Source organism: Mesorhizobium sp. BR1-1-13 (assembly GCF_020165515.1).
GTDB lineage: Bacteria > Pseudomonadota > Alphaproteobacteria > Rhizobiales > Rhizobiaceae > Mesorhizobium.
In genome coordinates this window covers 123,919-149,397 of record NZ_JAIUIH010000013.1, presented here as the reverse complement: position 1 = coordinate 149,397, position 25,479 = coordinate 123,919, and the positions used below count along the sequence as shown (strand labels likewise).

Below are 25,479 nucleotides of genomic sequence, written 5' to 3'. Positions count from 1 at the left end.
TGGATGAACGGGGCGGCCGAGGAACGCGCACGCATGAAGCCTATCTATATCGACTATCTCAACGCCCTCGACATCGATGCCCTTGCCATGACCGACGCCGAAATCCTCGACGCCGTGGAGGCCGGCCTGGTCGCACAAGGCGACGGCCAGACGGTGATCGAGCCGCGCGTTCATCTCGAGCCAGATCCCGCCTTCCACGGCCATTTCAATGTTTTGCGCGGCTACGTGGCGCCGCTCGATGCGGCGGGCGTGAAAATCGTTGGCGACTATGTCGATAACTACCTGCACGGCCTGCCCTCCGAATTCGGCATCCTCAATCTGTTCGATCCGCGCACCGGCGCGCCGCGCGCCATCCTCGACGCCACCGTCATCACCGACATGCGCACCGGCGCCGTCACTGCGATCGGCGCCAGGCATCTGGCGCGCAGGAATTCGAAGGTGCTTGCCCATATCGGCGCGCGCGGCACGGCCTACTGGAACGTGCGGCTGCTCGACCACCTCTTCGACTTCGACGAGATCCGCGTCCATTCGCGCCGGCCGGAAAGCCGCGACGGCTTTGCCGCCAGGCTCTCCGCCGACCTCGGCAAGCCGGTCAAGCCTGTGGCTAACTGGCAAAGCTGCGTCGAGGGCGCCGACATCGTCGTCGAGGCCTCGCGGCTGCCGGAGCCGCAGCCGCTGCTGAAGACCGATTGGATCAAGCGTGGTGCGCTGGTCGTGCCCTATGGCACGATGAGCGCGGTCGAGCTCTCGCTGACCGACATCATGCAGAAAATGGTCGTCGACGACTGGGGCCAGTGCAAGGGCGGCAAGTTCGGTTCGCTGCGCGCTCATGTCGAAACCGGTCGGCTGAGCGAAAAGACGCTGCATGCCGAGCTCGGCCAGATCGCCGCCGGCTTGAAAACAGGGCGCGAAAGCGATGACGAAACAATCCTGTTCTGGCATCGCGGTCTGTCGCTGTCCGATATCGCGCTCGGCAAGGCAATGCTGGCCAAGGCGCAGGCACAAGGCATCGGTCAAAGGCTGCGCTTCGCATGAGCGCTCTGATCCTCACCGGAGCCGACGTCAGCGTCGGCGATGTCGCCGTCGTTGCCCGCGAGGCACGCAAGGTGGAAATCGGGCCCGATGTTATCGGCAGGCTGGAGAAGGCGCGGAAAGTGCTCGACAAGGCCGCCGCGTCCGGCCAGCAGATCTACGGGCTCAATACGGGTCTCGGCGCCAATCTCGGCACAACGGTCGGAGGCGACGCCAGCGCCTTCCAGCGCCAATTGCTGGAAGGACGCAGCGGCGCCGTCGGAGAAGCGCTGCCGGTGGAAACCGTGCGGGCGACCATGCTTGCCCGCCTGACGATGCTGTCGGCCGGCGGCTCCGGCCTTTCGCCCGCAGTGTTCGTCGCCTTGGTCGACACGCTCAATGCCGGCATCCATCCGGTGATGCCGTCGCTGGGCTCGATCGGCGCCGGCGATCTCGTGCTGATGACCGCTATCGCCCGCGTGCTGATCGGCGAAGGCGAGGCCGACTATCAGGGCCGGCGCATGTCCGCGGCCAAGGCGCTGATGATGGCCCGCCTGGCCCCCATCGGCCTGGCCCCGAAGGATGGGCTGTCGCTGATCAACGCGTCCGCCGTTTCCGCCGGCAGCGGCGCACTTGTGGTGACGGATGCGCTATCCGCCCTGGCCCAACAGCAGCAGGCCGGCGCGCTGACCATGGAAGGCATCGGCGCGAACCGCACCATTCTCGATCCCCGCCTGCATCTGGCGCGGCCGGCAGCAGGTCAGGCCGAGGCCGCCAAGGCGCTGCAGGATCTGCTGGCCCGTGACGAGGCGCCGGCGCCGATCACCTTGCAGGATCCGCTGTCGATCCGCTGCATGCCATCGATCCATGGCGCGGTGATCGAGGCGATCGATCAGGCGAGACGTGCCGTCGAGATCGAGCTCAACGCCGCCGCCGACAACCCGCTCGTACTGGCTGAGGACGAGCTGGTGCTGTCGACCGGCAATTTCCACACCGCCTCGCTGTCGCTTGTCTTCGAAACGCTTGGCCTGGCAATCGCGCAATGCGCCGCGGCAAGCGCGGCGCGCTTCATCCAGCTCACCGGCTCGGGCCGCAACGGCCTGCCGAAATATCTGTCGCCGGTCGGTGGCGCATCGGCCGGCTTCGTCCCGCTGCAGAAGACGGTAACATCGATCCTGGCCGCCATCCGCCACAAGGCCAATCCCGTGATGCTCGATTTCCTGTCCGTCTCCGAGGGCGTCGAGGACCATGCCACGCAGACGCCGCTAGTGATCGCTAAATGCGCCGCTATGGTTGTGCTGTGGCGACGGTTGATCGCTTTCGAACTGATGGCGGCCGCCCAGGCCGTTGACCTGCGCGACGGGCTGACGCTGGCGCCGGGCACAGCCGCTATCCATACGGCGATACGCGCGCTGGTGCCGGCGCTTAGGGAGGATCGGCCGCTCGGCATCGAAGCCGACGCGCTTCATGCCGCGCTCGCCAGCGACAGATGGCAGCCGATCTTAGCCCCGGCCGACTTTGTCGAGGAACAGGTGTAGCTCGGCCGGATCCATGTGCACCACATGCCTGTCCTCGGGATAGGCGCCGCTGTTGACGTCGGCGACATATTCGGAGAACGCCGCCACCCGCTCCACCTGCAACCGATCATATTCAGCGGCGAAATTGCGATAGACCTTGGAATGGCGCGGCATGTGGCCCCGATTCTGCCCAAGGATATCTTCGGCGAACAGATATTGCGCGTCGCAACCGGTGCCCGCGCCCATCGACAGCATGATCAGCGAGGTGCGCTCCGAGATTGCCTTGGCGACCTCGACCGGCACCACTTCGATTTCGGCGCCGATGGCGCCGGCGGCCTCGAGCTGTTTCACCGCTTCGAACACCTGCATGGCGGTGTCGGCGGTCTTGCCGACCGCCTTGAAGCCGCCGGTCCACGTCGCGCGGGAGGGAATGAGGCCGACATGGCCGATGACGGGGATGGCATCGTCCGCCATCCGCTTGATGGTGGCGTAGCCCGCGCTGCAATAGACCGCGTCGGCGCCGGCCTTGTAGAGCCGGAAAGCCCAACGCAGGAAATCATCCGATGTGCCGATTTCGTAGAAATTGTCTCCCGGCATGGTGAACAGGCTCGGTGCCGCATCGCGGTATTGCGGGTTGAGCACGAGTTCCGGCGGCACGGAGACGATATCGACCCCTGCCCGCTCGGCAGCTTCCGCCTCGTCCAGGGTCAGCACGCGCAGCATGGTCAGCTGACGCTTGCCTTTCATGGCGCGCAGGTCGGCGACGGTCGGTCTCTTTCGGCTCATTAAACGTCCCTCTTTTGCTTGCCGCGGTGCCGGATCGGTTTGCCGCGCTTCAGATCTCGATCATCACCTTGCCAGCTTCGATCTTCACCGGATAGGTCGCAAGATTGACGCAGACCGGCGCGCCCTTGGCCTGGCCCGTCTTATAGTTGAAGCGGCCATTGTGCTTGGGACATTCGATGATGTCGTCCATCACCAGCCCGTCGGCGAGATGTGCCTTCTCATGCGTGCAGAAACCGTCGGTGGCGAAGAATTCATTGTCCGGGGAGCGATAGATCGCGAAGGTTCGGCCACCGTGGTCGAAGCGGATGACATCCTCTTCCTCGACATCGTCCACCGCACACGCTTCAATCCAATCGGCCATCTCTGTCTCCCGCAACCACTCGCGATCCTTATTCAGCCGCCGCCGACATGTCGATCTCATGGAATTCGCCGCGATAGGGCCTGGCCGTCGGCGGCAGCTCGCGCTTGAGGTAGTAGTCCTCGTATTTCAGCTGCCTGAGCAGGACCGGCCAGACCTCGCGATAGGCATGCCACATCGACGGGTTCGGCACGGGCAGGTCGTGCTTGATCAGCTCATGCAGCCTGGGCAGCGCATGATAGGGCACCATCGGAAACATGTGGTGCTCCACATGGTAGTTCATGTTCCAGTAGATGAACCGGCTGATCGGGTTCATGTAGACGGTGCGCGTGTTGAGCCGGTGGTCGACGACATTGTCGGCCAGCCCGATATGCTGCAGCAGGCCGGTCATCACCATGTGCCAGGTGCCGTAGAGGCGCGGCAAACCAATCAGCACAACCGGTATCCATGACCTCAGCGCGACCGCGACAGCGATCGTCGCAATATACACGGCAACATGCCACCGCGCGGCCGTCACCGCCTTTGCCCATTCCATTTCCGGAACGTAGCTCTTCTCCTCGTCGGACAGCTTGCCGAAAGCCTGGCGCACCAGCGTCGGCAGCGAATAGCGGAAATCGAGGATGCCGGTGAAGGCCAGCGCCGCCTTCAACAGGTCCGGCGGCCGCATGACGGCGATCTCGGCGTCGCGGCCGACGATGATGGTATCGGTGTGGTGGCGGGCATGGCTCCAGCGCCATTGCACTGGATTGCGCATCAGCATGAAGGAAGCAATGTGGTAGACGACATCGTTCATCCAGCGCGTGCGGAAGGCCGTGCCATGGCCGCATTCGTGCCAGCGCGAGTCACTCGACGAGCCGTAGAGCACGCCGTAGACGAACAGGAACGGCACCACCCACCATGAGCCCCAGAACCAGATGATGCCGGCGGCCGAGGCTAGGATCGCAACAATCCAGATGATGGTGTCGCGGATCGCCGGCCCGTCGGAACGCTGCATCAGCTCCTTCATCACCTTGCGGGGGACATCGGTGTGATACCATTCGGCGGAGGCCAGGCCGGTCTCGATCGCGGCCCTGGTGCTTTCACCGACCAGGCTGTAATCCCGCTTTTTTGCCATCGTCTTCACACGGGCCTCCAAACTTCTCGCACCGCTCGCAATCCGGTCCGCCGGCCGGAGGGCTTGCTTTGAATACATGTCGCGCTCATGCCGGGCCCGCCAGTCTCCGGAAATTGCCGGAAGGCCGAGGATAATCCTGTTCGGGCTGGCGGGCGATCGCCGCAATCCTGGCTTCGGCGCCGGCGATCGCTTCCCTGCCGTCCAGGACCCGGAACACGGCGTCGTAGGCGCGGCCTTCGTCATGCTCCAGCCAGATCATCTCGCCGCGTTCGCGCGCGGCGAGATCGCCGAGCACATGATGCGTCGATGGCTCGATGCCCAGCGCATACTGTCCGGCCTGGAAATTCTGCCATTGATAGGCGCAAGGCAGCTGGTCTTTCCGCGTCACCATTTCGAAGCCGAGGCCGAGCCGGTCGTTGACCACCGCGACTGGTACCTCGCCCTTTCCATCGGCGTCCATTTCATGCTGCCAGACCTGTTCGCTGAACTCCATCCGCGGTTCCGGCACCGTGCGGTAGCCGACCTTCTGCGCCTCATAGCGCTCGCCGGCATGGCCGGCCCACACCACGTCGCGGATTGGCGCGAGGTAGCGCGAGCCCTCGTCAAGCAGGGGATGACTGACATTCACATGGTAGAAATACATATGCGGCGTGCGATTGAAGCCATGGTTCACGACGCGGTCGGACAGCCGGATCTCGTTGCCGCCGACATCCGCCTCGATCCGCCGGATCAGATGCAGATCCTCGCCGAACACCGCCGATTGCTGCACGATGCCTTCGGCCCACAGCACGCAGCGGTCGCCGTCCCACGCCTCACCATAGCCTGTCAGCCGCGCCGGGATGGTGCCGACACGGCCATGCAGCGAATGGATCACGGTCTTCTTGCCGGGATAATTGTAGTTCTCGGCCGGCACCTCTTCCCGGCCCAGTATATGGTCGAGGCCGCAGGTGACCAGCAAGCCGGAGAAGGAGCGTGCCCAGGCCAGCCCCCCTTCCCCCTCATAGTCGTGAAGACCGGGGTGGCGAAAACCGCCCGGCGAGTGCCAGCCGATCGCCTGGCCCTTGAAGTCGCAATCGGCGATATCGAGCGCGCGGTCGACGAGTGCGGTGAAGCGCAGGCCGGAGCCCGTACGGAACTCCAGCATGCGGATACCGCGCTCCACCCCGTCGCCGAGCGTCATCAGCCGCACGCCAGCGAACTGCGACAGCATGCCGGAGCGTTCCGAGACCTGCCGGCGCGAGAGCGTCTTGCCGTAAAGCTCTACCATGCCGTCACTGCGCCCTCTTCATCAGGGCCGATAGGTCGGCGCCGGTGATGATGCTTTCCACGGTCAGCAGATCGGTATCGGCGACCGTCTGCTCGGCAACGATCTCGCCGCGGCGCATGACGATGATGCGGTCGGCAACCTCGAACACGTGATGGATGTTGTGGGTGATGAGCAGCACCGAATGGCCGGCCTGACGCATCTCCCTGACGAAGCGCAGCACGCCGTGGGTTTCCTCGACGCCGAGATTGTTGGTCGGCTCGTCGAGGATGATCACCTTGGCGGCGAACTGCATGGCCCGCGAAATGGCGATCGACTGGCGCTCGCCGCCCGACAGCGTCGAGACCAGCGCGTCGGCGTCGAGTTTCTTCGAGATGCCGACGCGCTTCAGCAGGGAGGAGGCAGCATCGCGCAGCTTGGCGAGATCGAGCGGCGCAAACACGCCCAACCATTTGAAATTGACCGGTTCGCGGCCGAGGAAGAGGTTGCGCGCGATACTGAGATCCGGCGCCAGCGACGTATCCTGGTGGATGGTCTCGATGCCGAGATCCATCGCGTCGCGCGTCGAGCGGATCGAAACCTTCTGCCCGCGCACATAGATGTCACCGCGATCGACCGGGAAGACGCCGGAGATCGCCTTGATCAGCGTCGATTTGCCGGCGCCATTGTCGCCGAGCAGGGCCACTATCTCGCCTTCTCTCAGCGTCAGCGAGGCATTCTTCAGCGCGCGCACGCTGCCGAAGGATTTTTGCAGGTTCTGCAGCCGAAGCACTTCTTGCATCATCGTCAGCTCCTTGCCGCGTTTTTCTGCAGCAAAGCGTGCAGGATGAGCATGGCGAGAATGATCACGCCGACGAAGATGTTGTAGGCGAGGCCGGGCACGCCGACGAGCACGATGCCGTTGCGGATGGCGCGCAGCATCAGCGCGCCGACGATGGTGCCCAGGATGGTGCCGCGTCCGCCGGTCAGCGCCGTGCCGCCGACCACCACCATGGCGATCACTTCGAGCTCATAGCCTGTGCCGGCCACCGGCGAAGCGGCCGAAATACGAAAGGCGCTGATCATGCCGGCAAGCCCGGCCAGCACCGAGGTGGCGATGAACAGCCAGATCTTGACGGCGTCCGCCGGCACGCCGCGGGCTACTGCCGCGTTGCGGTTGGAACCAATGGCGCTGATCCAGTTGCCGAGCTTGGCATAGCGCAGGACGTAGATTGCCAGCAGCGACAGGCCGACGAACCACCACAGCGAGGTGTAGAAGCGGAACGAGCCGATATTGAAGCTGCCGGCAAGCAGCGTCACGAAGAAGCCAGGCTGGTCCCACGACTTCAGCGGGAAACCCTGGGTGATGTAGAGGGCCGCGCCGCGCACGATCAGCAGCATGGACAGGGTCACCAGGAACGACGAGATGCCGATCTTGGTGACGATCACCCCATTGATCGCCCCAATCGCGATGCACAGTAAAAGTCCAGCCAGAAGGGCGACGCCGATATCCACCCCGCCGTTCTGCACCAGAAGCATCACCACCACCGGCGCCAGGCCGAATACGGCACCGACCGACAGGTCGAACTCGCCGGCCGTCAGAAGCAGCGTCATGCCGAGGGCAATGATGCCGAGCTCGGGCAGGAACGCCATCATGTTGGAGATGTTGAGCGGCGACAGGAAATTGCCGTCCGCGATCGCAAATACCACGAGAAGGACGACGAGGATGATGAATGAGGAAAATTGCGGCGAGCGCATCAGCCTCGACCTGCTCCTGGCGCTTGTTGCGCCTTCTTCCGCGGTGACTGCCATAACGTTCTGAACCATGCTGCTTGCAAGGCGCCCGCCGCCGGCGCGGCGGGCGTCCATCTTCACTTCTTGTCGTAGAGTTTGAGGATCGGCTCGACGCTCGAAGCATCGTAGAGACCGAAAGTGTGGATGTCGTAGCCGATTGGCTCGCCCGAGGCGGCAAGCCCGAGCAGTGCTACCGGCATGAAGCCCTGCGCCGATGGGTACTGCCAGGCCGCCGCGTTGACGAAACCGTCCTTGACGGCTTGCGCCGTCTCCTTCGAATTGCCCCAGCCGACGACCGGGATTTTGCCTGCCGGCACGCCGGCGCCGTCGAAGACCCGCTTGACGCTGGCCGCCACGGAATCGCCGAGCGCGATGATCGCCGGCGGATTGTTGGCAACCATATAGTCGGTCATCTTGGCGATGATGCCGGCCGGATCGGTGCCGCAATCGACCACGTCATATTTGATGCCGAGCGGATCGAAGACGCTGGCGATGCCTTCGGTCTCGAGCTGCTGGTAGCTTGCGCCGGGGACTTCGACCGGCAGAAAGACCTTGTCACCCTGCTTCACCATTTTGTGGTCGACAAGATACTTTGCCCAGATGGTGCCGGCCTCCTTCAGGTCGGCGCCGACATAGGCCTGCCGCCCCGTCGCCGGGTCGTCGGTGTTGAAGAACACGATCGGGATACCGGCGGCCTTCGCCGCCTTGACCTCCTCGGTCCACAGGCCGGGCTGCGCCGAGGTTGTGGCGATGCCGTCGGGCTTGGCGGCAAGCGCGGAATTAAAGGCTTCCTTCTGCGCCGCCATGTCGCCGCCGCTGAAGGAGATCTTGCAGGTCACCTTGAGCTGGTCGCAGGCCTTGGTGGCGCCGGCGTTCCAGTCGATCCAGAAAGCGTCCGACGGACCGCCATGCGACAGCAGATAAAAGGTCTTCTGGCCGTCCTGTGCCTGTGCGGCCGACCCGAACGCGACGCCGGCAAGAACAGTCGCGGCGGCCGCCAATTTCAATGCAAATTTCAACATGCTTTTCCTCCTTGTTTGAAGCCGCCATGCACCGGCGGCGCGGCCGGCCGTCACAGGCCGTTGGCGCGGAACTTCCCGTCGAGGAATGTCTTGGCGCGCGGCACGTCGTCTTCCGACAGGTGCTCGATGATGACCGGAATGTTCGGGTGCTTCTCGGCAAGCCGCTGAAGATAAAGGTCGTAGTTGAGCGAGCCGAGGCCGGGCGCCGGCAGTTCGATCTCGCCGACGCCGCGGAAGGTGTGGCTTTCCATGGCATCCTCATCGCCGATGTCGGCGTGCTTTTCCGACTTGTCGCTGCCCGAGCGCTTGACGTCCTTGGCATGCGCTATCCTGATCTTGTCCGTCAACGTGTCGAACACCTGGTTCAGGATCTGGTCCATCCGATCGATGTTGTGCGTCTCGAAATAGTTGGTCGGGTCCATCAGCAGGCCAAGGCCGGGGTGATCGACCTGCGCGAACATCTTGACCGTCTCCTCGACCGAGCCGACGACGTTGTTGACATAGGTTTCAAGCAGGAACACCGCGCCATGGTCATAGGCGGTCTGGGCGAGGTCAGCGATCACCTTGCGGCATTCCTCGAACCCCTCCTCGGTCTTGTTCTTGGGGTGGTGCACCCAGTCGGATTCGGTGTTGTAAGTGCCGGTTTCCGAGATCACGTAAGGCGAGCCGAAATGGCGGGCGTTGCGGATGATCTCCTTGAGGTAGCCGACGCGCTTCTCGCGCTCTGCCTTGTCGGGATGGATGATGTTGGTGTAGCCCGACACGCAGCAGACCGGCAGGTTGTGGTCGCGGAAGACATCGCGCACGGTCTTGGCCTTATCTTTCGTGATCTGCCCGGCCGACAGGTCGATATCCCTGAAATGCAGGTCGAGCTGCACCGTGTTGAAACCGAGCCCACGAATCTTCTTCGCTGTCTCTTCAAGGCCGTACGGGAAATAGCCCGTGAAAATACCTGCCTGCATCATGGTGTGAATTCCTCCCTGTAAGCGATTCAGTTGCCAGCGATTTCAATTGATCGGGTTTGTCGAGATTTCGGAAAGCTTGACCGTGCGGCCGGAAGCGATCGAGCGGTAGCCCGCTTCCACCAGCGCCATGGTCTTGACGTTGTCGGCGACGGAAAGCGCCGGTGGCATGCCTGTTTTCACCGCATGCTGGAGCTGCTCCATCACGCCGATGAAGGCATGCGGGAACCACATCGTGTCCCAGCTTGGGCTGACCCACTCGCCGCCCGTCGTCTCGGCCGAGGCATAGGTCAGCGTCGAGGCCGCACCTCTCGGCCAGCCGATCGTGCCCTTGGCGACGCCTTTGGTGCCGTCGACGCGCCAGTTGATGTGCTGGTCGTCCTTGTAGCCTTCCTGGCGTGGGCCGGACCAGACATCCTCCACTGACACGGCGAGCACGCCGGACGGGAAGCGCAGCGTCGAGACGGTGATGCCGTCGGTGTGTTCGAAAGTCGTGCGCGGATCCTTGCGCGTCAGCGTGGTGATCTCATCGGGATCGCCGAACAGGAAACGCAGCACGTCGAGATGATGCACGCTCATATTGGCAAGCGTCAGCCGGTCGTACTCCTCGAGGAAACCTTGCCAGTGCGGGATCGCATGCATGTCGATCTGCGCGAAGACGACGTCGCCGAGCGCGCCGCTGTCGATGATCTGCTTCAGCACGCGCATCGACTGATCGTAGCGCATGTTCTGGTTGACCGAGAGGATCTTGCCCGCCTTCGCCGCCTCGTCGCGCAGCTTCACCGCTTCCTCGACCGACAGCGCCAGCGGTTTCTGCGCCAGGATCGCCTTGATGTGCTTCTGTTTCAGCGCGTGGCGGATCAGCGTCGGCTGCTGGTCCGGCGGGAAAGCCAGGTCGATGATCTCGACTTGCGGATCCTCGATCAGTCGTTCCGGCGTGTCGTGGACCGTCGGAATGCCCCAGCGCGTGGCGACCTTCTGCGCATTCGCCTTCGTACGCGAAGCGATCGCCACGACAGGAAAGCCTGCTTCCTTATAGGCCGCGAGATGGCATTCGGCCATGATCATGCCGGCGCCGACGCAGCCGATCCTGAATTCCCTGGTGCGAACCTTCACGTCCGGCTCGAAGCCTTTGCCTGCCATGTCTTCCTCCCAGAATTCTGTCTTCGCGGCCGTCGTCATCTCGCCAACGCGCTTCCAGATGCTAGCAACCGGAGCCGCGGCATGCGGATCGGATCAGGCATTGGAATTCCCTCCCTCGGGCCAATGTTCCTCCACGAGCCCATGAGGGATATTGACGGCAGTCACGGAAGGCTGTCAACATCATGAATAATCAAAACACCTCATAATCTAGCAGAAAGGCGAAGGAATGCGCCATACCGGAATCCATACACCGCTCCTGATGCCTCGATTTGATGGGAAATCTATCCTGCCACGCCGATGCGATCCTGCCGGGCGATCTGATTTAGCCCGACGGCTTGCGCATCGGCCAAGGCCGGACACATCATTTCCCATCAGAATCGCGGTTGGCGAAGAGCAGTCGCCACCCGGCCGGCCGTCGGCATTGCGTGATCCTGATGCATTGAGGAGATGAAAGACGGTGCGTTCCACCCTGACTGACATAGCCCGGGAAGCCGGCGTTTCCGCCGCCACCGTCGACCGTGTTCTCAACAACCGTCCGGGTGTGCGGGCGCGCACGCGCGAAATCGTGCTCGAAATGGCGCAGCGTCTTGGCTACATCGCCGAAGGCGGGGCGCCTCTCAAGCCCTTGTCCGGCGATGTCATCCGGCTCGACTTCGCGCTGCCGGCCGGCACCAATTCCTTCATCAAGATGCTGCATCGCCACATCGAAGCCCAAGCCTTGGCGCGGCCGGATCTCGATGTCCATATCGCCACGATTGAGGGCTTCAATCCCGACCGGCTCGCACGCCTTTTGCAGGATCTGCGCGGCCAGACGCAGGGCGTCGGCGTCATCGCGCTCGACCATCCGACGGTGCGCGAGGCGATCCGCTCGCTATCGGCCAACGACGTCAAGGTGGTGACCATCGCCTCCGACATCCTGCATGTGCCAAGGGTCGCGTATATCGGCATCGACAACCGGGCCGCCGGGCGGCTGGCCGGCTACCTGCTCAACCGTTTCATGGGCTCGGAACGTCCTGGCAAGGTGGCGCTGTTCGCCGGCTCGCTATCCTATCGCGGCCATGAGGAACGCGAGATGGGATTTCGCCACATATTGGCCGAGGAATCGCCCAATCTGGAGATCGTCGAGATGCGCGAGATGCTTGACGACCGCGAGAAGGCCTATTCGGAGGCATCAGCCCTTCTGGAGCGACACCCCGATCTGGCCGCGATCTACAATGTAGGCGCGGGCAATACCGGCATTGCCCGCGCGCTCAAGGAGCGCGGCCGCGCGCAGTCGATGGTTTTCCTCGGCCATGAGGTAACCGAGGGTACCAAGGAGCTTCTGCTCGACGGCACGCTTGACGCGGTCATCGACCAGAACCCGCGCGTTGAGGCGCGCGAAACGCTCAACACCTTGACCCATGCGGTCCGGGCACTGCCCTACGAACTACACCAGCCGAGGCTGCAGGTGATCTTCAAGGAGAACATCCCGGAGATCTGAAGGGCGCGCGGCAGTTGGCGCCGTATGCACAAAAACAAAGATTCAGGCGTGTCAGTTGAGTCACTTGGGTAGTGACACGCCTGGTCGGCCAGCAGGATGCAGCGCTCACGCTGTCAGCGAGCGCTCGTCCCCTGGACGTTGCGAACAACCGCCCCGCCATCCTCGCTAACATCGATCGCAATCCGCTCTCCCGAGATAATGCCCCCAATGTCGCAGACCACCAGCGGCATGCCGATCCCGTAGAGAAATTCCGCGACGATGGCGCCCACCGCCAGGATCGGGTCCGGCCGTTCCAGCAGGATGCCGGCAGGCGCCGTGCCCCTGCGGATCGCCTCGGCCAGCACCGAGGATGAGGACGAGGAGCCGCGCCCGCTCGGCATGACCAGGATTTTCCCGGCGACGTTCTGGCCGAGACCCGGATGCGAGTGATCCGTTATGTCCCCGGTCCCCGCGTCAATGCCGCCCCAGAAGCTCAGCGGCTGCGAAAACACCAGCGCCCGGCCCTCGGCACTGCCGGCCAGTTGGAAGGTGCCGGATCGCTCGACGCCCGTTTCGACCGGCGCGGTCATGACGCGCCTCGCACGACATGCCCCACCGCGGCGGAGCGGATGCAATCCGTCATATCCGCGAACGCAACCGTCACGCCGATATTGCCCGGCGCGTAATGCGCCCATTTGCCGGAATTGGTCATCACCACGCCGTCGAGCCGTTCCAGAATCGCGGTGACATAGGTGCAGGTGTCTGCGACGGGGATCAGGCCGAACGCCTGTGTGCCATCAAGCGCGCCCTCCTCCTGCAATCGCGTCAGCGTCGCGCGACCGGTGTTGACATAGATCGGGATTCCCCTGCCCGGCGCGACGGCGCGCAGCAACGGCAGCAGGCGCATCCATTCCGCATGCGAGAAATGCGGAGTGCCCAGCGACACGGCCGCCAGCGGCGCCCCGTCGGGTACGCGCGACAGCCTGGCCAGTGCATGATCGATATCGGCGCGCGTGATGCGGATCGTCTCTTCCGGCGCTTCACCATGGAACGCCTCGTCAAGCGTTCCCGCTTCCGGGGTGATGCCGACCGCATGGAACAGCGCCACGGCGCCGGTAGTCGCGGCTGCCGCGCCCAGCGCCTTCAGCTGGTCCTCGTCGCGCGGCCGCGGCAGGCCTGTAATAACCGGAACGCGATCGCCGCTGGCTTGCCCGATGATCAGCCCGACGCCGACGAACAGGGCGTCGCTCGGCTCTGGCTCGGCAAAGTCCAGATCGAACAGGATGCGGCCGCGCCGGTTCTCGCTCAGATGCAGGCCCCAGGCCGGCGCGCGGCCCGTGATGGCGCAGCACAGGTCGATGAAATCGCCATAACGGTTGGTGCGCGCGCCGATCACCGAATTGGCAAAAACGATGGCGTTGGATTCGCCCCAGGCGATCTGCTGGCCGAAACCGGGCCGGAACTGCGTCTGGTAGGGCGCGCAGGTAAAGGTCGCCTGGCAGCCGAGCTCGATATGCGCCTTCATCAGCCGCCGCGCCGGCGCTTCCTCCGCCGCCGGCATCTTCACCAGACCGGGATGGATGAGATCGAACGAACCGACATTGAGCGTCGTCGGCACCTGAACGCGGCCGCCGCCTTCGACCAGCCGTTCGACGAAATCGAGCCCTGCCTTGCCGTGATAGAGGCAGCCATCAATATGGGCGCCGGCAATGTCGAGGAGGCTCTCTGCTCCGATGGCTTTGGAAAAGGCGACAAGGATCTTCATGGCCGCGGCCGCCGACGGCCCTTGCTCGCCATCGAGCATGGATTGGTCCTCGGCAGTCAATTCCAACGTCATTGGCGCTCCGGCCCGTGCTCGTCTTATGGCGCGCAGGAACGCCAACAGTCCAGTGAACTACCCCGCCGCGATCAACACCGTGCTCTCCGGCGACCAGCGTAGTACGACATGCTGACCTTCCGCCAGCCTGTCAGCGCCGGTGTTCTGGACGATGACCTTCAGCGTCTGGCCGGCACGCTCGACAAAGTAGGTGCTGTTGTTGCCGGCGAAGATGCGTTTGGAAACCCGGCCCTTGAGTATGTTGGCATCACCGTCCGAAGTCCCGGCATCAAGGGCAATCCGAATGCGCTCCGGGCGTACGGCGCAGCTTGCCTTGGCCCCGGCGGCAAGCCTGGCGCCGGCCTGGGCGGCGATCGTCGTGCCGTCCGGCAAGCGGATGCCGTTGCCGGTGGTATCGCCGCGAAAGATGTTGGCATCCCCGAGGAAGGTGGCGGCGAATTCGCTTTTCGGCCGGTCGTAGATCTCCTCCGGCGGCCCTTCCTGCACCAGCCGGCCGTCGCGCAAGATGCCGATGCGGTCGCTCATCGTCAGCGCCTCTTCCTGGTCGTGGGTGACGAAAATGGTGGTGATGCCGATCTCGCGCTGGATGCGCTTGAGCTCGATCTGCATGTCGACGCGCAGGGCCTTGTCGAGGGCGCCGAGCGGCTCGTCGAGCAAAAGCACGCGTGGCTTGGTGACGATGGCGCGCGCCAGCGCGACCCGCTGGCGCTGGCCGCCGGAGAGCTGATGCGGCTTGCGACCGCCGAGCGAGCTGAGCTGAACGAGGTGGAGCGCGCGTTGCACTTCGGTGGCAATCGCCGCCTTGGCCTCGCCGCGCACCGACAGGCCGAAGGCGACATTGTCGGCGACGCTCATATTGGGGAACAGCGCGTAGTTCTGGAACACCATGCCGATGCGCCGCTTTTCGACCGGCACCCGCTCGACGCTTTCGCCGCCGATGGCTATGCGGCCGCTGTCGGGAAAATCGAAGCCGGCGATCTGGCGCAGCAGCGTGGTCTTGCCGCTGCCCGATGGCCCGAGCAGCGCGTAAAAGCCGCCATCGGCGAAATCGATGGAGACGTCGTCCAGCGCCTTGTGCGCGCCGAAACTGCGCGAGACGTTGGATACCTGGACGCCGGCCATTATTTCTCTCCGCCGAATTTGAAGAAGCGCGCCGTGAGCAGCATCAGCGCCATCGACACCACGATGATGATCGTCGAGACCGCGTTGATCTCGGGCGTGAAACCCTTGCGGATCGCGGCGTAGATCTCGACCGGCAGCGTCGTCTGTCCCGGCGTCGCCAGGAAGTAGGACACCACGAACTGGTCAAACGAGACGGCGAACGCAAACAGCCCGCCGGCGATCACACCCGGCATGATCCAGGGCAGCGTAACGCGGTTCGTCACCTGCCACTGGTTGGCCCCGAGCGAGCGCGCCGCCTCTTCCAGCTCCGGTGCGAAAGTTTGCAGCCGGGCCGAGACCACGACGATGACATAGGGCAATGCCAGCGCGACATGGCCGAGCAGGATGGCGAACAGCCCGCGTCCAATGCCGATGCCAAAGAAAAAGATCAGCATCGCCGTGCCGGTGATCAGCCATGGAATGGCGATCGGTGGGAACAGCAGCGCTTGCAGGAATTTCTTGCCGCGGAACTCATTGCGGTAGAGCGCCAGGGACGCCGCCGAGCCGAGCACGGTCGAGATGACGGTCGTAATCATGGCGATCTCGATGCTGTTCCAGGTGGCGGCGATGAGCTGGTCGTTCTGCCACAGCGAGGCGTACCATTCCGTCGTCCACTCGAACGGCAGCTGGTAGAAGGGCGAGACGTTGAACGACATCAGCGCCATGATGAGGATGGGCAAGTACAGGAAGGCGAGCAGCACCGCGATATAGAGGCGGCCGAGCCACTCCAGGATACGCGTCGTCGCCATCACGCGGCCCTCCGCAGCACCGGTGCGGCCAGCGCCAGAATGACCAGCACCACTGCCAGCAGGATGAAGGAGAGTGCCGCCCCAAGCGGCCAGTTGAACACGGCCACGAACTGGTCCTCGATCACCGTGCCGTAAAAGGTGCCGCTGCGGCCACCGAGGATGCGCGGCTCCATGAAGGAGCCGACAACCGGCACGAAGATGAGGGCAGCTCCCGCCACCAGGCCCGGCATGGACAGCGGGATGATGACGCGCTTCAGCACCTGCAACCGCGAGGCGCCGAGCGAGCGTCCGGCCTCGATCAAGGAATCGTCGATCGCCTGCAAAGTGAGATAACAGGTCAGCACCATATACGGTACATAGGAGTGCACCAGTCCGATGATGATCGCCGGATAGGAATACATGAGATCGATGTTGATCTTGAACGGCAGCACGGCGTTGAGCGCGGTGTCAAGAATGCCGCCCTCGCGCAAAACCATCGCCCAGGAGAAGATGCGCACCAGCCCGTTCGACCAGAACGGCAGGATGACGAGCAGGAAGATCGCCTCGCGGCTGCGCCCCTTCAGCACCTTGGCCAGCACGTAAGCCGCGGGATAGCCGATGACGATGCACCACAAGGTCACCTCGAGGCCGAGGCGCAGCGAGGCAAGCAGCAGTGTCAGGTAGAGGCTTTGCGAGAAGAAGGCGGCGTAGTTGCCAAGCGTGAACGCCCACGGCTTTCCCGTCAGCGGCAGGTCGGTCATGAACGAGAAGAACACCATGGCCGACAATGGCAGGAAGATCGCCACCGTCAGCCAGAGATAGGCGGGCGCCAGCAGCGGCAGCGCCGATCTCAGCCCGCCGCGCGCTGCGACCGCGCCCTCTGCTGCCATGCTATCCTCCTCCCCCGGATTGGAAGGACCAACCGGCGCGAACACCGGAGCCCCGACACGCGTTTTATTTCACGTCGACCTTCAGCTGCTGCCAGAGCGTAAGATAAGCTTCGCGCTGGGCATCGGTGATCGGCGCCTGGAACTGGATGCGCTTGGCGACTGCGGGATCACCCATCACCTTGCGGTTGAAGGCATCCTCGGGCAGCGCTTCCACCGCCTTGGCGTTGGCCGACACCGGTGCACCGACCTTGGTGACCCATTCCACATAGAATTTCGGGTCGATCATGTAGTTGATGAAGGCTTCGGCGCCCGCGACATTCTTGGAGCCGACCGGGATGGAGAAGGCGTCCAGCCAGGCGACGGCGCCTTCCTCCGGGATCACGAGCGAGACCGGCAGCTTGAAATGGGTCTTGGCGCGGTCGGCCGAACCGCTCCAATAGGTGCCGATGTCGATCTGATTGGAAGCCACCATTTGGTTCCAGTCGTTCTCCGAGCTCCAGAAGGTCTTGATATGCGGCATCAGCGAGGTGAGCTTCGTCTTGACCGCATCCATATCCTTGATGTCGTTGATGTTCTGGCCTGTGGCGATGGCGCCGAACTGCACGGCCTCAACGGCATCGTCGCGGATGACGACGCGGCCCTTATGGGCGGGATCCCACATTTCCGCGATCGATGTCGGCGGCTTGTCGAAGGATTTCTCGTTGATGGCGAGCGCCGTCAGCCCCCACACCCACGGCACGCCATAGACCTTGCCGTCATGGTTGAGCATCGGCGAGCTCGCCTTGTCCTTGCTGATGTCGGCATAGTTGGAAAGCTTTGAGACGTCGATGGGCTGGATCAGCTTTTCCGCCATCGCCTGGTCGTTGAAGGCGGCGTTGATCATGACGACGTCGTAGAGGCCCGGGTTGGTCCGGATCTTGGTCAGCATTTCCTGTTCGGAGTTGAAGAAGTCGTTGACCACCTTGTGGCCGGTCGCTTTCTCGAAGGCTGCAACCGCCCATGGCTCGTCGGCGCCGTAGCCTTTCCAGTTGAGCACGTGCACTTCATCGGCCTTGGCGGCAAAGGGAAGTGCGGAGGTGAAGACGGCCGTCGCCGTCAAAAGAGCAGTCAGGTCAGGCATGCGCATGTTCGTTCCTCTCTTTGTTTGCCCGCTTCCCGGGCTTTGTCAGGCTGTCTGATGGGCCTTCCGGTCCTGGCCTCGCGCGCCGGTCGAGTGACCGTCGGCATGGCTCAGGAAAGTCTGGATTTCCGCGTCGGTGGGCGCGGATGAACCGCCATGGCGGGTGACCGAAATGGCCGCCGCCGCATTGGCGTAGCGCGCCGCCTCGAAAGGCGGCATGCCGCGCGCGAGCGCACTTACGAAGGCGCCAATATGAGTGTCGCCGGCGCCGTTGGTGTCGATCGCCGCCACCTTGAAAGCGGGAATGGTCCGGGCGGAGCCGCCCGCCAGTCGGATATGGCAGCCCTTGGCGCCGCAGCGGATGACGACGCCGTCGGCGTTGGGACAATGATCGGCAAGCAATCGCGCCGCAAGGGCGTCGGCATCGCCCGGGCCCGCAATGTCGGTGGCTTCCGTCGCGTTGCAGCTCAGCCAGGTCGTGCGGGCGAGCACCCGCGATAGGGTGGCGCGCGAAATGTCCGAAACGACCGGCGTCGGGTCGAGGACAAGTGGAATGTCCGCCGGCAGCGTCTCGATCCAGTCGGTGAGCGCGTCGCGGCTGCCGGGATAGCTCAGCGTATAGCCTGACGTGAACACCCAATCCTCGGTCGAGACCAGCACCGGCGCCATCATGTCGAGGCTGAGCACGCTCTCCGCTCCCGGCCACGACACGAAGGTGCGTTCGGCATCGCTGGAGATCATGGCGACGCAGTTGCCGCTGTCCATCAGAGGAGAAGGCTGCGTCAGAATGTTGATATCTTCGGCGGCGAAGGCGGCGCGCAGGAAGTCGCCATTGGGTCCGCTGCCGAGCTGGCCTGCGAATACCACCTTCATGCCGGTGCGGATTGCCGCGACCATCATGTTGAAACCGCCACCGGCGACCTGCGCATAGCTCGACGCCGTCTTCTCCGTGCCCGGCGCCGGCAAGGCATCGATGCGGTAGACATAATCGACCACCGCGCTGCCGATATGGACGAGACGCGCGCTCATGCTGCGGCGTCCTTGCCGGGTCCGGTCCGCTCCGGGCGGCCCTTCGACATCCGCGCCGCCACGAGGTCGGCGGCGAGCGCCCGCACTTGCGACATGTCGATGCCCTTGAGGCTCGCGATGCGCTCCTGAGGCAGGCGCGCAAAACCTGTGCAGGCACCGGCCATGCCGGCGGCGATGGCGCCGATCGTGTCGGTGTCGCCGCCGAGATTGGCGCTGATGACCGCCGCTTGCCAGGGATCGCCGCTGGCGACCTCCAGCACCGCAAAGGCGGCCGGAACGGACTCCTGGCTGGCGACGCCGGTGCCGACCAGATCGGTGATCAGCCGGACCGCATCTCGCGGGGTCTTGCCGCGAACCAGATCCTGCGCCCAGGCGACGCGCGCGGCGATATCGCCGCCGGTCACCCAATGGCCGTGCGTCGCCCCTCGCCTCGCCGCTACGACGGCACTGTCGGACGCGGCGCGCCAGTCGCCGCCGGCGATGCCGCGGCTGACGGCGGCCGCGACCGCTGCGGCGGAAGCAATGGCGATCGAGGTGTTGTGCGTCGCCCGGCAGGTCTCGGCCACCTTGTCGACTAACGCATCCAGCGGCTCCGGCTGCATCATGATGCCGACCGGTGCGATGCGCATGGCCGCGCCATTGGTGTCGCCGCCGCGCCCAGCCTCCTCGGCTGGCACGCCCTTGTTGATGGCGTCGATGGCGCGCTTGGTCGACGGTCCCAAAAGGTCGTAGCTGCCGCGCGCCTTGACCTCGCGCTCCCAGCCGAGCAGCGCGTTGACCCAGCGCGCATGCTCGAAGCGGTCGCCTGAAGCAACCAGGATGCGGCCGAGCAGCAGCGCCTGTTCGGTATCGTCGGTGATAGTCCCGGCCGGCAGCCCCTTCGACACCGGATGATCGGCGAAGGGTGCGACGAAATCCGCAACATGGCCGTAGAGTTCGGCGATGCGCTGAGGCGACAGAAGCTGCGTCGGCATGCCGAGCGCGTCGCCCAGCGCCCCGCCGACGAGCGCACCCATGGCGCGGTCCATCTCAAGCTCGTTGTCCGGCATCGCTCAGAACCTCATATGCAGCGCGAAATGGGCGGGATTGAGCAGGCTGGTGACATATTCGACCGGCCGCTCATCGGCCGCGCGCGTCAGGCGACGGCCACGCAGGAAGGGTGTGCCTTGCGGGCAGCCTAGGATAGCGGCGTCATGGGCGTTCAACATCTCGATGTCGACCCACTCCTCGCCATGGTCGGGTACAAGCCCCGCTTCGCGCAGCGTCTGGTGCAGCGAGCCTTCGCGCAGACCCCGCAGCGGCACGTCCTCCAGCTCGGGCGACAGCGGCAGGCGGCTGCGTTCGATGGAGATGGCATGGCCGTCGCTGGCATTGGTGCGGACCCGGTCGACGGCGATGAAGAGCGGGCTTTCGATGCCTAGCAGCACGGCAAGGTCGGCGTCCTCGATCACCTCCAGTCGCAGCGTCCGTGTATCGGCGTTGGCGCCGGCATTGGCCAGCGCGCGCGACCATCCGATCGCATCATCGACCGGCTTGCCGTCAAAGGTGACGAAGGACCCGATGCCGACCTTTGTGGTGATCAGCCCGCGGCTGGACAGTTCCTCCAGCCCCTTGCGCACCGTGTTGCGGCTGACGGAAAAGCGCTGGACGAGTTCATTTTCGCTTTGCAGACGGTCGCCGAAACCCAGCACGCCGGAACGGATCTCGTGTTCGAGGACGGTGGCGATCTGCTCGGGCTTGCCCGTGCCGGGAGACAGTTTGATCGCGCTCCGCTTCATATAAGTACCTGTATAGTGAACCTGTCTAATCCTGTTTAGGATCTCTTGATGTCTCGAGCTTGTCAATGGCAGGACGGGATGTGCGCGGTGCACTGCTTTCCAAGATCAGCTGGCTGCAGGCGACGAAGAAGGATTCGCCACTCTGGACGTCTTGCGGTGGTGATCCTATCGGCAGAAGAAAGAAAGCCCGCTCCGGGAACCGGGGCGGGCCTTGGAGGAGGACAAGGGGTGGGACCTCTCCTCTTGCTTTCCACGGGGGGTGTGGACCGAAATCACCTTACGGGAGTTTCGTCGGAGACCCGATCACAAGCCTGTTTGCCTGCATCACGATCCGGTGCGGACCGGCATCGACATGGTCACGGGATCGCGAGCAGCGGCCAGTGCATGTCGCCCGAAGCGGATCTCGCCTTGTGAGAACGACGTGCACGACGCGCTTAAATGCGTCCGAGCACGACCAGAATAATGACGATCAGCAGCACGAGCCCCAGCCCGCCGCCGCCATAATAACCGGTTCCGTAGAACGGACCGCCGCCCAGGCCGCTGAAGCCGCCGAGCAGGGCGAGGATAAGGATGATGATAAGGATGGTTCCAAGACTCATGGCTTCCACTCCCGCAGGCACTTGCGCGCCGGTTCCGGCACTTCTGGGTTGAGAATGTTGCTCACAGACAACGCTTTGAACGCGTTCGCGTTCCACCTAATGCAGGACGTCGAGAAGGCGACGGCGCAATTTCTGCAGCAGTCTTGCCGCAACGGCGGGGCTTTCCGACCGGCCGACGCGCAGGATACGATAAAGCTGAAGGAACGTGATTGCGGCGTAAACGGGGAGATTCTAAGGAAAAAGCCGACAGCAAAAACGGGGGTAACCGTCAAGATCGGATCGACTTCGACTTATCTTCGATCTTGCGTTGTCAGATCTGTGAAAGCGGATTTGCAATTCATGCTTGCATTTCTGGAACAAATAAGGAACAGTAGAGAACCGAGCTGCCAAGGCGGATTAAAGTTTTGGGGGGACCAGCGATATGATGAGGTGGAAGGATGCGGGGCTCCTCGCCGCCGCGATTGCGCTGACGAGCCTTGCGCCCGACTGGTGGCCCTCAGCCGGGCTTGGTGCCGCTCTCGCCCGGATCATGCCTGCGCTCGCAGCCGAGAAGGATTATGCAACCTGCTTCGGCGAGGACATCGAGCCGGACAAGCGCATTGTTGCCTGCTCCGCGATTGCGGAGGACGCCGCAGAGCCGGCACGCAGCCGCGCCACAGCCTATTTCCAACGGGGCGTCGCTCTCGGCGACCAGAAGCAATACGACCGATCGATCGCCGACTACAGCGAGGCGATCGCGCTCGATCCGAACGACGCTTCCGCATATCTCAACCGCGGCGCCGACTGGTTCAGCAATGGAGACGACGACCGCGCGATCACGGACTTCAACATCGCCATCAGTCTGGAGCCGTCCTCCAGCGATGCCTACAGCAACCGTGGCCTCGCCTTCCTGCACAAGGGCAAGACCGACGCGGCCATCATCGATTTCCAACAGGCAATCGAGGCGGACCCTCAGAATGGCAAGGCGCATGCGGGCCTGGGCATCGCCTGGGACAGGAAGGGCTACTCGAAGCAGGCCCTGGCCGAGTATGACGAGGCGGTCCGTATCGATCCCAACAACATATTGGCCAATGTCAAACGCGGCATCGCCCGCGCCGCCGAGAGTGAGTTCGATCCCACTGTCACCGGTGACGATGCTGAACAGGCGCCCGGCGAGGATTTATCCGCCGCCAAGGATACGACCAGGGATCGCACAGCCGCAAAGACCCTGATCGAGCGCGCCGGGATGCGGCTGTCGAAATATGGCCTCGAGGGCGCGCTTCTCGATTTCGACAAGGCGATTAGCCTCGATCCCGACAATGCGGACGCCTATCTCGGGCGCAGCCGCGCAAGGACACTCAAGGGAGACAGCGCCGGAGCGGCGGCGGATTGCCTGCGCGCCATCGAGCTTGACCCGACGCGGGCAGGAAGCTGCGGCGCTCAGCTTGCCGCCGACCAAAGCAAGCCGGCGCTGTTGCCGGACACCCAACAGCAAAAGCAGCGAGCCGTCGTTCCGGATATCACTGCCACCCAAGACACGCTGACCGCAAGGGCTCTGGAAGCGACCGACCCGCGCGCCCTCGAAGCGATCCTTGGCGGCGATGCTTTCCTGGACATGGGCAAGTACGATCAGGCGATCGGCGCCTACAACAAAGCGATTGCGCTCGATCCGAACAACCGGTTCGCCTATTACGGCCGCGGCAAGGCCCAGGCCGCCAAACGCGTTTACGAGCAAGCGATCGCCGATTACGACACGGTCATCCAGCTTGCCCCCAATTTTGCTGCGGCTCATTCTCGCCGGGGCCTCGCCAAGATCACGTCAGGCGATGCCGAAGGCGCTCTTGCCGATTGCAGCCGGGCTTCAACACTCGATCCAAAAGCGCGCGACGCCTACTTCTGCATGGGCATGGCCTGGCACGCCAAGGGCGACGCGGGGCGCGCGATTGCCGCCTATTCGGTAGCCATCGAGATCGATCCGAAAGACGACGCCAGCCATTACGGGCGCGGCATGGCGCGTGCTGACAGGAAGGACTATGACAAGGCAATCGTCGACTTCGGCCAGGCGATCAAGCTCGATCCCGACAATCGCGATTACGCGGTCGCCCGTAAGGCGGCTGTGGCTGCGAAGGGACAGGGCGATATGGCGGCCGCTACGCTCGGTGCCATCGGCTCGGATCCGAAGAACCTCAAGGCGCTCCTGGATCGCGGCGAGGCATTCCACAGCAAGCGCAAATACGATCGCGCCATTGCCGAGTACAGCCGCGCGATCGCGCTCGACCCAAGGAAGGCGTCCGCCTATGTCGGGCGGGGCGTGTCGCGCACCGAGAGGGGTGATTATGATGGAGCCATCGAGGACTACAGCAAGGTGATCGAGCTCTATCCGGCTTATTTCGACGCTTACCTCGGCCGCGCCATTGCCTTGGGCAAGAAAGACCAATTGGATCGCGCCATCGCCGACTACGATCGCGCTGCCGAAATAGAGCCCGCCTACGCGCCTGTCTATTTCGGGCGCGGCAGCGCCTGGTTCGCCAAGGGCGACTATAACAGAGCCATTGCCGACTACGACCAAGCGCTCAAGCTCGATCCAAAGCTGGCCATCGCCCGCAAAGGCCGCAAGCAGGCGGTTGCGGCAAGGGCGAAAACGCCCGTCTCCGCGCCGACCGGTCGGGTTCGAAACAAGGTGGCTGAAGATGCCATCGACCTGGGCACGATCTGGCGCTCTCAAAATCAGTTCGACCGCGCCATCGAGCAATACGACATCGCCGTTGCCGCCGACCCATCCAATGCCCGCGCCTATAGTTTGCGCGGCTTCACCTTCGCGCTGAAGGGCGATCCGAACCGGGCGATGGCGGATCATACTAAAGCAATAGAACTCGACCCGAATTTCATCGACAGCTATTTCTATCGTGCCTTGCTTTGGCAGCAGAAGGGCAACATCGACCGCGCCATCGCGGATCTGAGCGCGATCATTTCATTACAACCCGACAATGCGGACGCCTATATATTACGCAGCCGCGGCTGGGCCGCCAAACATGATTGCGATCGCATCATTGCCGATTCCACAAAGGCGATTGGTCTGCGTCCGACCGACGCAGAGGCATGGTACAATCGTGGTTTCTGCTGGAACAAGAAGGGGAAATACGACCGCGCCATCGCCGATCTCGACGAAGCCCTACGCCTCGATTCAAACTATGCCGATGCCCGCAAAGAGCGTGATGCGGCGACCGCGGCTAGTTCAACCGCCGGTTCGGCCGCACCGGGCGATACCCGTCCGGCCGCCAAGGCGTTTTTCACCGAAGCTCACACGTTGCATGAAAAGGGCGACTACGACGGCGCCATCGCTCAGTTGGATAAGGCGATTGCGATTGCCCCGGCATCCCGCGACGCCTATTTCGCCCGCGCCTTGGCCTGGAATGCCAAGCACGAATACGATCGCTCCATCGCGGATTACGGCAAGGCGATAGCGCTCGATCCGAACTATGCCCCGACCTACTACGGCCGCGCACAGAATTATACCTTGAAACAAGATTACGGCCGCGCACTCGCGGACTACGACAAGGCCATCAGCTTCGCCCCCACCGAAGCAAAGGTCTACGCCGATCGAGGGATGGTGCGGATGGCAAATCACGATAGCGCCGGCGCCTATAGTGATTTCGAAAAGGCGCTAAGCCTCGATCGCAACAACGTCCGCGGATACTATGGCCGAGGCGTGATCCGGACGACCAAGGCGAACTACGACGGGGCCATCGCCGATCTCAACAGGGCCATCAAGCTCGACCCCAACTTTGCCGGCCTCTACGAGGCGCGGAGCCGGGCGTGGGAAGCCAAGGGCAACCACAAGCGTGCTCGGGCCGACCGCAAGAAGGCGCTGAGCCTCGGGGCAAACTAATGTCAGCCGGGAATTCGAGGGCCTCTGTCCGGCCGTGGCGAAACTCTACGCGGCCGCTTT

The 25,479-nt window shown here is 63.7% G+C and carries 23 protein-coding genes; 4 read left to right on the top strand and 19 right to left on the bottom strand.

All coding sequences use genetic code 11. The features are described from left to right. Positions 1-33: 33 nt before the first annotated feature. Together LB533_RS25475 and hutH are read left to right on the top strand one after the other, a co-directional pair. Positions 34-1,035, top strand: a complete 1,002-nt coding sequence (locus LB533_RS25475) for an ornithine cyclodeaminase family protein (protein ID WP_140644326.1) — start codon at positions 34-36, stop codon at positions 1,033-1,035. Continuing rightward, a complete protein-coding gene (gene hutH / locus LB533_RS25470) occupies positions 1,032-2,549 on the top strand; it encodes a histidine ammonia-lyase (protein ID WP_140644328.1) in 1,518 nt (505 codons plus the stop codon). The genes LB533_RS25475 and hutH overlap by 4 nt, the downstream gene beginning before the upstream one ends. Here the strand turns inward: hutH and LB533_RS25465 are convergent. The 9 genes from LB533_RS25465 to LB533_RS25425 all read right to left on the bottom strand — a co-directional run bounded on the left by LB533_RS25465 (position 2,514) and on the right by LB533_RS25425 (position 10,950). After that, positions 2,514-3,314 (bottom strand): 3-methyl-2-oxobutanoate hydroxymethyltransferase, encoded by an 801-nt coding sequence (locus tag LB533_RS25465; protein ID WP_140644330.1) that lies wholly within the window; start codon positions 3,312-3,314, stop codon positions 2,514-2,516. The two genes, hutH and LB533_RS25465, sit on opposite strands and share 36 nt — an antisense overlap. A 49-nt stretch (positions 3,315-3,363) precedes the next feature. Continuing rightward, on the bottom strand, positions 3,364-3,675 hold the full coding sequence (locus tag LB533_RS25460) for a MocE family 2Fe-2S type ferredoxin (protein ID WP_140557934.1): 312 nt from the start codon (positions 3,673-3,675) through the stop codon (positions 3,364-3,366). Between the two features lie 28 nt (positions 3,676-3,703). Then, on the bottom strand, positions 3,704-4,786 hold the full coding sequence (locus tag LB533_RS25455) for a fatty acid desaturase family protein (RefSeq protein WP_140644332.1): 1,083 nt from the start codon (positions 4,784-4,786) through the stop codon (positions 3,704-3,706). 85 nt (positions 4,787-4,871) lie between these two features. Further along, positions 4,872-6,053 (bottom strand): aldose 1-epimerase family protein, encoded by a 1,182-nt coding sequence (locus LB533_RS25450; protein WP_140644334.1) that lies wholly within the window; start codon positions 6,051-6,053, stop codon positions 4,872-4,874. 4 nt (positions 6,054-6,057) lie between these two features. Further along, positions 6,058-6,834: an ATP-binding cassette domain-containing protein gene (locus tag LB533_RS25445; RefSeq protein WP_140644336.1), complete on the bottom strand. Its 777-nt coding sequence runs from the start codon at positions 6,832-6,834 to the stop codon at positions 6,058-6,060. 2 nt (positions 6,835-6,836) lie between these two features. Further along, complete coding sequence (locus LB533_RS25440) at positions 6,837-7,856, bottom strand: ABC transporter permease (protein WP_181169617.1); 1,020 nt, start codon at positions 7,854-7,856, stop codon at positions 6,837-6,839. A 44-nt stretch (positions 7,857-7,900) separates the two neighbouring features. Beyond that, positions 7,901-8,845, bottom strand: a complete 945-nt coding sequence (locus LB533_RS25435; protein WP_140644338.1) for a substrate-binding domain-containing protein — start codon at positions 8,843-8,845, stop codon at positions 7,901-7,903. A 50-nt stretch (positions 8,846-8,895) separates the two neighbouring features. After that, entirely contained in the window at positions 8,896-9,810 is a 915-nt protein-coding gene (locus tag LB533_RS25430) for a sugar phosphate isomerase/epimerase family protein (protein ID WP_140644340.1), read from the bottom strand. 42 nt (positions 9,811-9,852) lie between these two features. Continuing rightward, positions 9,853-10,950, bottom strand: a complete 1,098-nt coding sequence (locus LB533_RS25425; protein WP_140644342.1) for a Gfo/Idh/MocA family protein — start codon at positions 10,948-10,950, stop codon at positions 9,853-9,855. Positions 10,951-11,407: 457 nt separating this feature from the next. Here LB533_RS25425 and LB533_RS25420 point away from each other — a divergent pair, with 457 nt between their 5' ends. Then, on the top strand, positions 11,408-12,430 hold the full coding sequence (locus LB533_RS25420) for a LacI family DNA-binding transcriptional regulator (protein WP_140644344.1): 1,023 nt from the start codon (positions 11,408-11,410) through the stop codon (positions 12,428-12,430). A 113-nt stretch (positions 12,431-12,543) separates the two neighbouring features. Here the strand turns inward: LB533_RS25420 and LB533_RS25415 are convergent, their stop codons facing one another. The 10 genes from LB533_RS25415 to LB533_RS25370 all read right to left on the bottom strand — a co-directional run bounded on the left by LB533_RS25415 (position 12,544) and on the right by LB533_RS25370 (position 21,551). After that, positions 12,544-12,999, bottom strand: a complete 456-nt coding sequence (locus tag LB533_RS25415) for an aconitase X swivel domain-containing protein (protein ID WP_140644346.1) — start codon at positions 12,997-12,999, stop codon at positions 12,544-12,546. After that, a complete protein-coding gene (locus tag LB533_RS25410; protein ID WP_140644348.1) occupies positions 12,996-14,246 on the bottom strand; it encodes an aconitase X in 1,251 nt (416 codons plus the stop codon). The genes LB533_RS25415 and LB533_RS25410 overlap by 4 nt, the downstream gene beginning before the upstream one ends. A 57-nt stretch (positions 14,247-14,303) precedes the next feature. Further along, complete coding sequence (locus LB533_RS25405) at positions 14,304-15,368, bottom strand: ABC transporter ATP-binding protein (RefSeq protein ID WP_140644350.1); 1,065 nt, start codon at positions 15,366-15,368, stop codon at positions 14,304-14,306. Continuing rightward, positions 15,368-16,156 carry an ABC transporter permease gene (locus LB533_RS25400; protein WP_140644352.1) on the bottom strand — a complete coding sequence of 263 codons (789 nt, stop codon included), beginning with the start codon at positions 16,154-16,156 and terminating at the stop codon, positions 15,368-15,370. Before LB533_RS25400 ends, LB533_RS25405 begins: the two co-directional genes overlap by 1 nt. Continuing rightward, on the bottom strand, positions 16,156-17,025 hold the full coding sequence (locus LB533_RS25395; RefSeq protein WP_140644354.1) for an ABC transporter permease: 870 nt from the start codon (positions 17,023-17,025) through the stop codon (positions 16,156-16,158). The genes LB533_RS25400 and LB533_RS25395 overlap by 1 nt, the downstream gene beginning before the upstream one ends. A 64-nt stretch (positions 17,026-17,089) precedes the next feature. Next, positions 17,090-18,151 carry an ABC transporter substrate-binding protein gene (locus LB533_RS25390; protein WP_318012506.1) on the bottom strand — a complete coding sequence of 354 codons (1,062 nt, stop codon included), beginning with the start codon at positions 18,149-18,151 and terminating at the stop codon, positions 17,090-17,092. A gap of 39 nt (positions 18,152-18,190) precedes the next feature. Then, entirely contained in the window at positions 18,191-19,174 is a 984-nt protein-coding gene (locus tag LB533_RS25385) for a PfkB family carbohydrate kinase (RefSeq protein ID WP_140644358.1), read from the bottom strand. Further along, complete coding sequence (locus LB533_RS25380) at positions 19,171-20,223, bottom strand: ADP-ribosylglycohydrolase family protein (protein WP_140644360.1); 1,053 nt, start codon at positions 20,221-20,223, stop codon at positions 19,171-19,173. Before LB533_RS25380 ends, LB533_RS25385 begins: the two co-directional genes overlap by 4 nt. 3 nt (positions 20,224-20,226) lie before the next feature. Further along, positions 20,227-20,952, bottom strand: a complete 726-nt coding sequence (locus tag LB533_RS25375; protein ID WP_140644362.1) for a GntR family transcriptional regulator — start codon at positions 20,950-20,952, stop codon at positions 20,227-20,229. 434 nt (positions 20,953-21,386) lie between these two features. Beyond that, positions 21,387-21,551, bottom strand: coding sequence for a DUF3309 family protein (locus LB533_RS25370; protein WP_023757858.1), 165 nt, complete (start codon positions 21,549-21,551; stop codon positions 21,387-21,389). Between the two features lie 421 nt (positions 21,552-21,972). On the opposite strand from LB533_RS25370, the gene LB533_RS25365 reads away from it, so the two are divergent. Beyond that, entirely contained in the window at positions 21,973-25,419 is a 3,447-nt protein-coding gene (locus LB533_RS25365) for a tetratricopeptide repeat protein (RefSeq protein ID WP_224678451.1), read from the top strand. Positions 25,420-25,479 lie beyond the last annotated feature (60 nt).